Source organism: Trichlorobacter thiogenes (genome assembly GCF_900167465.1).
In the GTDB taxonomy this organism is placed as follows: domain Bacteria; phylum Desulfobacterota; class Desulfuromonadia; order Geobacterales; family Pseudopelobacteraceae; genus Trichlorobacter; species Trichlorobacter thiogenes.
The window spans coordinates 107,083-119,667 of sequence record NZ_FUWR01000013.1 but is presented as its reverse complement, the minus strand read 5'-3'; the positions used below and the strand labels follow the sequence as shown (position 1 = coordinate 119,667).

Genomic DNA, 12,585 nt, shown 5'->3' with positions numbered 1-12,585 from the left:
TCAAAATTAGAGGCAGCCAAATCAGTTGCTAAGTCTCTCAACAGTGATGTTAATGACCTGCACTGGCATACGTTCAATATTGACACTGTGAAGTTTGTCGTTCAAATGTCAGCCAATTTTTCAGGGCGTTCAGTAGAGATTCTGTTTGAACAAGATGGATTTTTAGTTCAGGGTGAACATAGATTGGTTTGTAAACTTGATCGAAGCGACGAAGCAGTGTCCACAAATATGTCAAAACTGCTTGATATTCAGCGCAACCTTCGTTCTGTTGTCTACAATGTGGCACTTGAGAGTTTGACTGCTAGTGTGACATATTCGCTCTCTAAGCAACATAAAGGGAAATTGTTTTTAGTTGATCAGGGTAAAGTTCATTGGGTGAGATCCCCCAAAACGCTAGAAGAGAAAGGGTTGATTGGAATTGACTACACTTATCTTGAAGTCGGTGATACAGAGACGGATATTGTTGGAGTTGACATCGGTGATGCAAATCCAGACAGGAGGCAACTCATACATGCAAGATTATTGGGGCTAAATGCACAGCCCGGCATCGAGCTATCTCCTGGTTCTGTTCCTATTCTAGAAAAATGTATGTACAATGTGACTTACGTAGACAAATTTAATCACCAAAAAAAGACAGATACATATCTTCAAGGACATCCAGTTTCTATAGATGTAGTTTTGGGCAATTCATTGATTGATGAGGTGCTTGAGCACGACAAGTTTTGTTATTTAGTTTCAAGTCACGTCATTGAGCATATTCCTGACTTTATACAGTTTTTTAAGTCTGCAGCTGCAGTTTTAAAAGATGGAGCAAAGCTAGTAATGTATGTGCCAGATAAGCGATACACTTTTGATGTATTGCGTCAAATCTCTAGCATATCTGATATAGAAAATGCGCATAATTTATGTTTGCGTTATCCAACTAGAGAGATGGCTAATGAGTGCTATTTAAGTACAGATTTTAATGCTAATGCGCAGGGCTTATGGGATAATTCCTATGCGGCCGCTCCAACTTATAGTGAGTGTGAGGCATTACTAGTCGCAGGCCAAAAAAAACTAGAGAACGCTGATTTACATTGCTTTACCTTTACACCTGAAAGTTTTAAAGGTCTTCTTGACTACGTAATTAGCAAGTATGTTCCATCTCTTAAAGTAATAGAGATTACTGAGACTCTTTATGGGCACAATGAGTTTATTGTGGATTTAATTATTCGAAAAGAAAAGTCATGAAAATATTGGTAACAGGCGCTGCTGGCTTCATAGGCTACCATCTCTCAAAAAAACTAATAGAAGCCGGTCATCAAGTCATTGGACTTGATAATATTAATAATTATTACGATATAGAGCTAAAATATGCCCGATTGTCTCAATTGAATCCACTGTTAAACTTTCGCTTTATCAATTTAGGTCTAGAAGATCGTGATAAAATACTCCAGCTTTTTGCGATAGAAAAGTTTGATTTTGTTGTCAATCTTGCTGCACAAGCTGGGGTACGTTATTCTTTGATTAATCCACACGCATATATTGACAGTAACATTAGCGGTTTCATTAATATACTGGAAGGTTGTCGTCATAACAGTATCAAGCATCTAATCTATGCGTCTTCAAGTTCGGTATACGGAGCCAATACGACTATCCCCTTTTCAGTACACCACAACACAGACCATCCGGTCTCGCTGTATGCGACTACTAAAAAATCTAATGAATTAATGGCACACACATATTCAAGTCTTTTTGACATTCCAGCAACTGGTCTGCGGTTCTTCACCGTGTATGGGCCTTGGGGGCGGCCTGACATGGCATATTTCTCCTTCACCAAAGCAATTCTTGAAGGGGAACCTATCAATGTATATAATTATGGAAAAATGTATCGTGATTTTACATATATAGATGATATTGTTGAAGGCTTGATACGAGTTATTGCTAACGTTCCACAACGAAATACCACATGGAATAGCGCTATCCCTGACCCAGCCACTAGTTATGCACCCTACAGAATATATAATATTGGTAACAATAACCCAATAGAATTAATGCGCTTTATTAAGTTGCTTGAAGAGAGATTAGGTAAAAGAGCAAAGATCAACCTGTTGCCGCTTCAATCAGGCGATGTTCTAACTACCTATGCTGATGTTGATAACTTAATACAAGATATTGGATTTCATCCGAATACATCAATAGAAGACGGAATTGCTAAATTTGTTGATTGGTATAAAGCATACTACTGTAGTACATAATATGAGTGATTAAGATTATATGTTTACATTTTTAAGCAAGTTTATTCAACAGTGGGACGCTAAATTCCTTTATTTGAACGATGTTTGTTGTGCTGAGAATCAGTGCTATACATATCCTTGTGAGGATCCTCTGTTTACATTAAATGTTAACTTGCGTTCTGGTTGGTACATGATAGAGATGGGGATCAGATCGCCAGTTGTTCGAGTAGAAAGTTTAGTTTTTTTTAATAGTGACGGTCAAGGTGAAACATTCACGCCTTTAAAATTTTCGCTTTATTCTGAGCGGGTATCTAAACGGCTCATATATTTAACCACATCTGGCAGATTAAGCATTGGCTTGCGTTTGTCTGCAAGCAACTTTGAACTTAAACATTTTCGATTTGTACGAGTTACGCAAAATTTTGCTCGTTCTAGGTTGCTGAAGAAACTAAAAGCAAAACATCCACATTACAGGGCTTTGCAAAGACAGCAAGGTCACGGCCTGTTTATAACTGACAATGCATTCCACCACTCAACATCAACTCAGACTCTCTGGGCTGACTATTGTTCTCTTTTTGAAGATAAAGACGATATTGTCGCCTATCCCCGATGGATCCAAAAATTTGACTATTTGACTGATGAAACACGAAAGCTTATGCGCTTTAAATTAAATGCGTCTGAGATCAAGCCACTAATATCTATCTTAATGCCAGTTTACAATCCGAACCCGGTCTGGCTTGAGCAGGCAATAGAGTCAGTCCGCCAGCAGATTTATCCCAACTGGGAATTATGCATTGCCGATGATGCCTCTTCCGACCCTTATGTTCATAGTATGTTGCGACACTATGCTGAAATTGACGGTCGTATAAATTTATTGTTTCGTCAAAATAATGGCCATATCTCGGAAGCATCAAACAGTGCTTTGTCTCTTGTTAAAGGTGAATGGGTCGCTCTACTTGACCATGACGATCTACTTGCTGAGCATGCACTATTTTGGGTGGTTGAGGCACTTAACAAAAATCAGAGTATTCGTTTGCTCTATTCAGATGAGGATAAAATTGATGAAACAGGAAATCGTTCTGATCCCTACTTTAAATGCGATTGGAATCAGGATCTATTTTACTCCCATAATTTGATTTCGCATCTTGGTGTGTATCACACGAATCTTGTGCATGAGGTTGGAGGTTTTAGGGGCGGTTTTGAAGGGTCTCAGGACTATGATCTTGCATTACGTTGCATCGAAAAAATCAGCCCAAATCAAATATGTCATATACCACGCGTCCTCTATCATTGGCGTATACATATTGATAGTACGTCTTATAGCCTATACACCAAACCGTATGCCTTGGTAGCTGGTGAACGGGCAATTAATGAACATCTTGCTCGGCAAGGGGTTGATGCAAAAGCCACTTCAACTAATGTTGGAGGTTACCGAGTAAAATATGCATTGCCCTTGTGTTTGCCATTGGTCAGCCTTATTCTTCTCACACGCAATAAATTTTGTCTTTTGCGCCAATGCATTGAATCGATCCTTCAAAAAACAACATACCCTAATTATGAAATTATTGTTGTTGATAATGGTTCAGATGATCCTGAAACATTAAACTATCTTAAAAAAATATCTAAAAATCCAAAGATTCGGGTACTGAGGGATGATCGCCCATTCAACTATTCGGCACTGAATAACGCTGCCGTGCAGCTATCAAAAGGTGAGATCATTGGGCTGATTAATAATGATGTTGAAGTGATTACCCCTGAATGGCTGGCTGAGTTGGTGAGTCACGCACTTAGGCCTGAGGTTGGAGCGGTTGGGGCTCGTTTGTGGTATCCTGATGATACTCTGCAGCACGGTGGTATCGTTTTGGGATTGCATGGCGTTGTGGGGCACGCGCAAAGATACTTACCCAAGGGCGATTGCGGATATCATGGACGAGCGGCCTTGATACAATCTTTTTCAGCCATAACAGGAGCATGTATGCTTGTGCGTAAAGCACTTTATGAAGTTGTAGGAGGACTAAATGAGACATCATTACAGGTTACCTGTAATGATGTGGATTTCTGTTTGCGTTTGCGCGAAGCTGGCTATCGCACTATCTGGACGCCCTATGCTGAGTTGTACCATCATGAATCTGCCACGAGAGGGGTTGATGAAACACCTGAAAATATGGAACGTACAGCCAAAGAAATCAGCTATATGAAAGAGCATTGGGGTGATTTATTGCAAAACGATCCTGCATACAGTCCGAATCTGACCCTTGATTTTGAAGATTTTAGCCTGGCTTGGCCGCCACGGGTGGAACTCATCACCACTGATTCAGCTAACTGATATGAGTGTAAAACCGATAAAGCGTATTTTGTTGGAAATGCGTCCTGCTTTGGATGGTTATGCTGGTATTCCTCAAGAAACCAGATTGTTGTTCAGGGGGATCTGTACAATGAAGATGTTTGACGTAGAGGGATTACTTCAGACATCACACCGTTTTCTGGTAAGTGGCAAGAAATTTTATCAAAATTCAGATGAGCATTGCGCCGATTCAGTAGATTTAAATCGGTATTCATGTGTGATCATTTCGATGGAGACCAAACCATCATCAAAACCCTTTGACGTGATTATCCGGTATCTGAAAAAACAGCGGACAGCATATATTTTAACCTTTTTGTCTCTAGTTCTGCCAAGTCTTAGCACTGTCACAACTTTCCTATTTAATGCTCGTTTTTTCAAAGATTATATCTGGCGTGCATTATTTGAAAAAACTCTTTCCGCCGTAGATTTTGAGCTTGTAACGAATAGAAACTATCGTGTTTGTACTGTGCCATGGAACATTCTGCAAAGTGCGGGACTTAATTCTCTCGCATTCACTTCCAATCCTGCTTATCCAAAACTCGATACGAACGATTTTGATATTTTTATTGCACAGACCCCTTTTCCAGGGAGAGTTGATAAAAAAACAACGCTTATTGTGCGCTATCATGATGCGTTGCCTGTTTTAATGCCACACACGATAGCAAACAAATCCCGACACCAGGCAACGCACTATTATGCATTACTAAGTAATATCAATTCAGGTGCATATTTTGCGTGTGTGTCTGAGTCCACCCGCAAGGATCTGTTGCGCTTGTTTCCTGAAGTAAAAGATCGTGCAGTTACTATCCATAATATGGTTTCACATCACTATTATGTTGAGGGCGCGGAACCAGTAAAGGCTGTCAGGATCATTCAAACACGATTAAACTTAGAAAGACCAGATGTACATCCGGTCTTCACTGATAGTCAGGATCGTGAGAGTTTTTACCAGAGGCACTTGAACTTAAACCCTTTTCGCTATCTATTGGTGGTATCCACATTGGAACCTAGGAAAAACCATATCCGCCTGATTGAAGCGTGGGAAACAATCATTACAGAACTAGACCCAACATTGAAGTTGGTTTTTGTAGGTACTGTGGGATGGGATATTGAGGCCTTGGTTGAAAAAATGCAGCCGGGAATTGAACATGGCAGGTTATTTGTGTTGAATAATGTTCCAGCAGATGAGCTGCGAGTGCTGTACCGTAATGCAGCAGTTACAGTCTGTCCAAGTGTTGCTGAAGGGTTTGATTTTGCTGGAGTGGAATCAATTTCTAGCGGAGGTGTCGTGCTAGCTTCGGATATTTCGGTACATCGGGAAGTTTATGATGGTGCTGCTGAATACTTCGACCCTTACTCAACAGTGCATCTGGTCGACGCTCTAAAGAAGGTTTTGTATGACCCTGAAGCATCTACAATACGAGAAACCCTTCTGTCCTGTGCGGAAGATGTCTCTTTGCGTTATAGGCCGGAACACCTTTTGCCGCTTTGGGAACAGCTGTTAAGCAGAATTAATTATGAATCTAAGGATATTACTAAGGAGACTAGATAATGAAAAAAGCTTTGATTACCGGCATTACCGGTCAGGATGGGTCGTATCTGGCAGAGTTGCTGTTGGAGAAGGGGTATGAAGTCCATGGCATCAAGCGTAGATCATCTCTGTTCAATACCCAGCGTGTTGACCATATCTATCAGGATCCGCATACCAATAATCAGCATTTTGTTCTGCACTATGGTGATCTGACGGATTCCACCAACCTGACAAGGATTGTCCAGCAGGTGCAACCGGATGAGATCTATAATCTGGGGGCTCAGTCCCACGTTGCGGTCAGTTTTGAGTCGCCTGAATATACCGCTGATGTAGACGGTATGGGTACCTTGCGCCTGTTGGAGGCTATTCGTCTTTTGGGGCTTGAAAAAAAGACCCGCTTTTATCAGGCATCAACATCTGAGTTGTATGGTCTGGTGCAGGAGATACCCCAGAAAGAAACGACGCCGTTTTATCCCCGTTCGCCCTATGCGGTTGCCAAGCTGTATGCCTACTGGATTACAGTGAACTACCGTGAAGCCTATGGGATGTATGCCTGCAACGGGATACTCTTTAACCATGAGTCACCGCGTCGTGGCGAGACCTTTGTTACCCGGAAAATTACCCGCGGGCTCGCCAACATAGCCCAGGGGCTTGAAAGTTGTCTGTATATGGGCAACATGGATTCGTTGCGGGATTGGGGCCATGCAAAAGATTATGTACGGATGCAGTGGATGATGCTGCAACAGGATACGCCGGAGGATTTTGTTATTGCAACCGGCCTGCAGTTCACTGTGCGCCAGTTTGTTCTTTGGGCGGCAGCGGAGCTAGGGGTATCACTGCGTTTTGAAGGTAGCGGAGTTGATGAGTACGCTGTTATAGAAGGGATTCAGGGAGATGGGGCGCCGGCACTCAAGGTGGGTGATGTGATTGTACGGGTTGACCCCCGTTATTTCAGACCTTCTGAGGTTGAAACCCTGCTTGGTGACCCTTCCAAGGCAAAGGAGCGTTTGGGATGGACTCCCGAGATAACTGTGCAGGAAATGTGTGCCGAAATGGTGGCTGAAGATTTAAAGATAGCCCAGCGGCATGCTCTTTTGAAAAAGCATGGGTATGAACTGTCGGTTGCGGTGGAAGGGTAGAGACAGGGCTGAAAGCTGGAGGCTGAGCAGATCTGATGACTGGTTGAGGGGAGAAGCATTGTGTCTTTATCTGCGCTGTTTACCATAGCTGTTGTTCTGCTTATGTTGGCCGCTCTGATGCTGGAGCTGATTGAAGCCGACGTGATTGTTTTTGGAGCCCTCGGTGTTTTGCTAATCAGCGGAATTATTACCCCCAAAGAGGCCTTGTCCGGTTTTTCCAATCTGGGGATGCTGACTGTCGCCATTCTGTTTATCGTGGCATACGCTGCCCAGACAGCCGGGTTTATGCAGATTTTTGCTGATCGGGTGATGGGTAACGGCAAAGGCGGCGAAGGGCGCTCGTTACTGCGGATGATGATACCTGTTGCCGGTCTTTCTGCGTTTCTTAACAATACCCCGATTGTTGCCATGTTTACTCCCTATCTGCGGGAGTGGAGCCAGCGCAATGGTTTTGCACCTTCCAGGTTTTTAATTCCCTTGTCATACGCCACTATTTTTGGTGGTGTTTTTACCCTGATCGGCACTTCGACAAACCTGGTTGTTAGCGGTCTGTACAGCCAGAAGTACGGGGCGCATCTGGGGATGTTTGAGCTTGGTCTGGTTGGGTTGCCGTGTGGAATTGCCGGTATTCTGTATCTATATTTTGTCGGGCGGCATCTGTTGCCTGACAATCGTGCTGTCAGCGTTGGTACGGATGAAGGGCGGGAATATCTTCTGGAAGTCAAGGTGGCGGATGATGCCAGCCTGATTGGCAAGACCATTGAGGCAGCCGGGCTACGTAATCTGGAACAGTTGTATATGGTTGAGATTGTCCGTGATAACGAACGGATTGCGCCGGTTAAGCCACAGGAGCTGCTGCATGCAGGTGACCGTCTTATTTTTACCGGTAGGGCGGAAGGGGTAGTCCAGCTGCAGAAGATCAATGGATTGTTGCCGGTGCATGGGCACAATCTGCGTCAGGAGCTGTTGCAGAATGGCGAGGCCCGTCTGGTTGAGGTGGTGGTGTCTCCCTCCTGTCCCATGCTGGGTAAAACCATCAAGGAGGGGAACTTCCGTGCTCGCTACGATGCTGCAGTGCTGGCGGTGCACCGTCATGGAGAACGTTTGTTGGACAAATTAGGGGAGCTGGTGCTGAAACCGGGCGATACCCTGTTGCTGCTTGCTGGCGATGACTTCATCAAACGTTGGAATTTTTCCCGTGAGTTCTATCTGGTATCCAAGATTAGTGACCTGCCCCGGATTAACCGCAAGAAATCTATCATTACGTTTTGTGCTCTGGTTGGTATGGTGGCGCTTTCTGCAGCTGGCTTAATGGATATCTTTGAGGCAGCCATACTTGCGACCCTTGTACTGCTGTTTACCCGCTGTATTACCACGGTTGAGGCCCGGCGTTCCATTGAGCTGAACGTGTTGATTGTGATTGCTTCTTCCTTTGGTATCAGCAAGGCGTTGGAAAAAACCGGGGCTGCTGCCTGGCTGGCGGATCAGATTATCGGCTCTGTGCAGCAATGGGGGGCAATCGGGGTTCTGGCGGCTATTTGCCTGATAACAACCGTTTTAACTGAGGTGATTACCAATAATGCGGCTGCGGCGGTTATCTTTCCAATTGCCATGGCGTCGGCTCAGCAACTGCATGTTGACCCGAAGCCGTTTGTGATTGCCATTGCCATTTCAGCTTCGGCCAGTTTTGCCACGCCTATCGGTTACCAGACCAATATGATGGTCTATGGTCCTGGCGGGTACCGTGCAAAAGATTTTTTCAAGGTCGGCGTTCCACTTAATATCCTGTATATGGTTGTGTCGATCCTTATTATCCCTCTTTTTTGGAAGTTTTAGTTGGCGTTGGCCTGGAGTCGTAATTGTCATGCAACTTAATGTAACCCATCTGCGCCAGCTTGAGGCTGAAAGCATTCACATTATCCGTGAAGTTGCCGCCGAGTTTGAAAACCCGGTCATGCTGTATTCAATTGGCAAAGATTCTTCGGTTATGCTGCGTCTGGCTCTGAAGGCCTTTTATCCGGCAAAGCCTCCCTTTCCTTTAATGCATATTGATACCACCTGGAAGTTTAAGGAGATGATCACCTTTCGTGACCAGATGGCTGCGGAGTATGGTTTTGATCTGTTGGTACATGTCAATCAGGATGGCATTAGACAGGGGATCAGCCCGTTTAAACATGGTTCGGCGCTCTACACGGATGTCATGAAGACGGAAGGACTTAAGCAGGCTTTGGACAAGTACAGGTTTGATGCTGCCTTTGGTGGCGCACGCCGTGATGAAGAAAAATCCCGTGCCAAGGAACGGATCTTTTCCTTCCGTAGTGCCAACCACCGCTGGGATCCCAAGAATCAGCGGCCTGAGCTTTGGAATCTGTACAATACCCGTGTGAAACCAGGGGAAAGTATTCGTGTTTTTCCCATTTCAAATTGGACTGAACTTGATGTCTGGCAGTATATCCACCTGGAGCAGATTCCGATTGTACCGCTCTATTACGCCAAACAGCGCCCGGTAGTGGAGCGGAATGGTATGTTGATCCTGCTTGATGATGACCGGTTGGAACTGCAGCCCGGTGAGCAGGTGCAGATGAAGTCAGTTCGGTTCCGTACCCTGGGGTGTTATCCTCTGACCGGCGCCATTGAGTCTACCGCTGCCACCTTGCCGGAGATCATTCAGGAAATGCTCTTGACCAAGACTTCAGAGAGGCAAGGCCGGTTGATTGACCATGATCAGGCTGGATCTATGGAAAAGAAGAAGCATGAAGGTTATTTCTGATCAACGATCAGAAATAACCTTCATGGCTTGAGGCAGAAGGCGCTGAACGCTAGACGAAGAAAAACGCTGTAAGCTTGAGGTAAAAGGCGCTGGATGAAAAAACGCTGTAAGCTAGAGGCAAAAGACGCTGGACGAAAAACCTCCAGCCTCCAGCGTTCTTTTCCTCCAGCCTTTGCCTATAACGGGGTGAAACGTGGATTTTGAAAAACTTGATGTTTGGAAACTGTCTAGACAACTGTCAGTTGATGTTTATAAAGCCATGAAGGATCTTAAAGATTATAGCTTTAAGGATCAGATCACCAGAGCGTCTCTGTCTATAGCAAGCAATATTGCGGAGGGGATGACGAGAAATAGTGATCGGGAGAAAGTTCAATTTTTAAGTATTGCAAAAGGTTCTTGCTCAGAGTTGCGGACCCAAACTTATATTGGCGTAGAGATTGACTATATTTCGAGGGATACAGGGGCTGCATGGATCGAGCAGTCCAAGCGTATCGCGTCAATGCTTTCTGGTTTGATGAAGGCACTCAGGCAGGTAAAACAATGAGTGCCTCCAGTCTTCAGCGTCCAGCCTCCAGCCTCCAGCCTCAAGCCTTAAGCCTTCTTCGTTTCATCACCTGCGGCAGTGTTGATGATGGCAAAAGCACCCTGATTGGCCGCCTGCTGTGGGATTCAAAGCTGATCTTTGAAGACCAGCTTGCTGCTCTGGAAGCAGACAGTAAAAGGATCGGGACGCAAGGGGGCGAGATTGATTATGCCCTGCTGCTGGATGGTCTGCAGGCAGAGCGTGAACAGGGCATCACCATTGATGTTGCCTATCGCTTCTTCTCTACTGATAAACGCAAGTTCATAGTGGCGGATACGCCGGGGCATGAGCAGTACACCCGCAACATGGTGACTGGGGCCTCCACCGCAGATGTTGCCGTGATTCTGGTTGATGCCCGTAAGGGAGTGCTGACACAAACCAGACGTCACAGCTTTCTGGTGTCGTTAATGGGAATCCGTCATGTTGTACTGGCCATTAACAAGATGGATCTGGTGGAGTATTCGGCTGCCCGTTTTCATGCCATCCGTGAAGAGTATGAAGCTTTTGCAGCAGGATTACAGTATGACGAAATTGTAACCATACCAATTTCAGCCCTTAACGGTGATAACGTCATAGCTCGTTCAGCCTCCAGCCTTCAGCCTTCAGCCTCCAGCCTTCAGCCTTCAGCCTCCAGCCTTCAGCCTTCAGCCTCTAGCCTCCAGCCTTCAGCCTCTAGACTCCAGCCTTCAGCCTCCAGCCTTCAGCCTTCAGCCCCCAGCCTTAATAAGATGCCCTGGTACTCTGGTTTAACGCTTCTCGATTATCTTGAATCAGTGAATATCAGTGACGGGTCGTTTGAAAAACCGTTTCGGATGCCGGTACAGTGGGTTAATCGTCCTGATCTGGATTTTCGCGGTTTTTGCGGGACGCTCGCCTCAGGCCGGGTGCAGCCTGGCGATGAGATTGTTGTCGCGGCTTCAGGTAAAACCAGTCGGGTGGCACGAATTGTAACCATGGATGGTGATCTTGATGAGGCTTCAGCAGGTCAGGCGGTTACGCTTGTGCTTGAAGATGAGATTGATATCAGCCGTGGTGACCTGTTGGCGGACCCATTGGCGCGTCCGTCATTTGCAGATCAATTTGAGGCTCGAGTTGTCTGGATGTATGAAGATGCCTTGATGGCGGGACGCAAGTATCTTCTGAAAAGTGGCTGCTGTACGGTGCCTGCAGCAGTAAGTGCACTTAAATACAAGATTAACGTAAACTCGTTACAGCATGAGCCGGCAAAAAGATTGGAGTTGAATGAAGTAGGGGTCTGCAATCTGGTGCTGGACAGGCCGATCGCCTTTGATCCCTATGGTCAGAATCATATAACCGGCAGTTTTATCCTGATCGACCGTATCAGTAACGCAACTGTTGGCGCCGGTATGATCGATTTTGCCCTGCGCCGGGCAACCAACGTGCATTGGCACACAGAGCAGGTTACCCGCGACATCCGGGCCGGTTTAAAAGGACAGTCTTCCTGTGTTATCTGGCTTACCGGGCTTTCCGGTTCCGGCAAGTCCACCATTGCCAATGCCCTTGAGCAACGGCTCGTACAACTTGGAAGACACACCATGTTGTTGGATGGGGATAACATCCGTCATGGCTTAAACAAAGATCTGGGTTTTACCGAAGAAGACAGGATTGAGAATATCAGGCGCATCGGTGAGGTGGCTAAGTTGCTGGCCGAGGCTGGTCTTATTGTAATCACAGCTTTTATTTCTCCATATCGGGCAGAGCGTGAGATGGTGCGAAATCTGCTGCCTGCAGGTGAGTTTGTTGAGGTGCATGTCAGTACCTCTCTGGAAGAGTGTGAACGACGCGATGTAAAGGGGTTGTACAAGAAGGCACGCAAGGGGAGTATCCCTAATTTTACCGGTATCAGCGCCCCCTATGAGGAGCCGCTGTCGCCTGGCGTGACTGTTGATACCTCCCTGGTTTCGGTTGATAAGGCGGTTGCAATGATACTTGAATCTATTGGTTTGAACTGCTAACTGTGGTAGATAAGGCTTGAGGCTGA

General features: G+C 45.5%; 9 protein-coding genes. All 9 read left to right on the top strand.

All coding sequences use genetic code 11. The features are described 5' to 3' along the window. Positions 1-1,230 (top strand): methyltransferase domain-containing protein (locus B5D39_RS11810; protein WP_139366760.1); only part of this gene is annotated, 1,230 nt, incomplete at its 5' end. Beyond that, positions 1,227-2,237, top strand: coding sequence for an NAD-dependent epimerase (locus tag B5D39_RS11805; RefSeq protein ID WP_078790670.1), 1,011 nt, complete (start codon positions 1,227-1,229; stop codon positions 2,235-2,237). The genes B5D39_RS11810 and B5D39_RS11805, both read left to right, overlap by 4 nt. A gap of 19 nt (positions 2,238-2,256) precedes the next feature. Then, a complete protein-coding gene (locus tag B5D39_RS11800; RefSeq protein WP_208610585.1) occupies positions 2,257-4,542 on the top strand; it encodes a glycosyltransferase family 2 protein in 2,286 nt (761 codons plus the stop codon). A gap of 1 nt (position 4,543) precedes the next feature. Beyond that, complete coding sequence (locus B5D39_RS11795; protein WP_078790669.1) at positions 4,544-6,112, top strand: glycosyltransferase family 4 protein; 1,569 nt, start codon at positions 4,544-4,546, stop codon at positions 6,110-6,112. After that, a complete protein-coding gene (gene gmd / locus B5D39_RS11790; RefSeq protein ID WP_078790668.1) occupies positions 6,112-7,230 on the top strand; it encodes a GDP-mannose 4,6-dehydratase in 1,119 nt (372 codons plus the stop codon). Before B5D39_RS11795 ends, gmd begins: the two co-directional genes overlap by 1 nt. Before the next feature lie 60 nt (positions 7,231-7,290). Beyond that, entirely contained in the window at positions 7,291-9,066 is a 1,776-nt protein-coding gene (locus B5D39_RS11785) for an SLC13 family permease (RefSeq protein ID WP_078790667.1), read from the top strand. Positions 9,067-9,094: 28 nt separating this feature from the next. Beyond that, positions 9,095-10,000, top strand: coding sequence for a sulfate adenylyltransferase subunit CysD (gene cysD / locus B5D39_RS11780; protein WP_078790666.1), 906 nt, complete (start codon positions 9,095-9,097; stop codon positions 9,998-10,000). Between the two features lie 193 nt (positions 10,001-10,193). Continuing rightward, the gene (locus B5D39_RS11775) at positions 10,194-10,544 is read left to right on the top strand and encodes a four helix bundle protein (protein WP_078790665.1); all 351 of its coding nucleotides are present in this window, start codon (positions 10,194-10,196) and stop codon (positions 10,542-10,544) included. Next, the gene (gene cysC, locus B5D39_RS17410; protein WP_078790664.1) at positions 10,541-12,559 is read left to right on the top strand and encodes an adenylyl-sulfate kinase; all 2,019 of its coding nucleotides are present in this window, start codon (positions 10,541-10,543) and stop codon (positions 12,557-12,559) included. The genes B5D39_RS11775 and cysC overlap by 4 nt, the downstream gene beginning before the upstream one ends. Positions 12,560-12,585 lie beyond the last annotated feature (26 nt).

What these genes read in the sequence shown, in the direction of transcription:
- B5D39_RS11805 (WP_078790670.1), top strand. Translation starts at nt 1,227, where the DNA reads ATGAAAATATTGGTAACAGGCGCTGCTGGCTTCATAGGCTACCATCTC.
- B5D39_RS11800 (WP_208610585.1), top strand. Translation starts at nt 2,257, where the DNA reads ATGTTTACATTTTTAAGCAAGTTTATTCAACAGTGGGACGCTAAATTC.
- B5D39_RS11795 (WP_078790669.1), top strand. Translation starts at nt 4,544, where the DNA reads ATGAGTGTAAAACCGATAAAGCGTATTTTGTTGGAAATGCGTCCTGCT.
- gmd (WP_078790668.1), top strand. Translation starts at nt 6,112, where the DNA reads ATGAAAAAAGCTTTGATTACCGGCATTACCGGTCAGGATGGGTCGTAT.
- cysD (WP_078790666.1), top strand. Translation starts at nt 9,095, where the DNA reads ATGCAACTTAATGTAACCCATCTGCGCCAGCTTGAGGCTGAAAGCATT.
- cysC (WP_078790664.1), top strand. Translation starts at nt 10,541, where the DNA reads ATGAGTGCCTCCAGTCTTCAGCGTCCAGCCTCCAGCCTCCAGCCTCAA.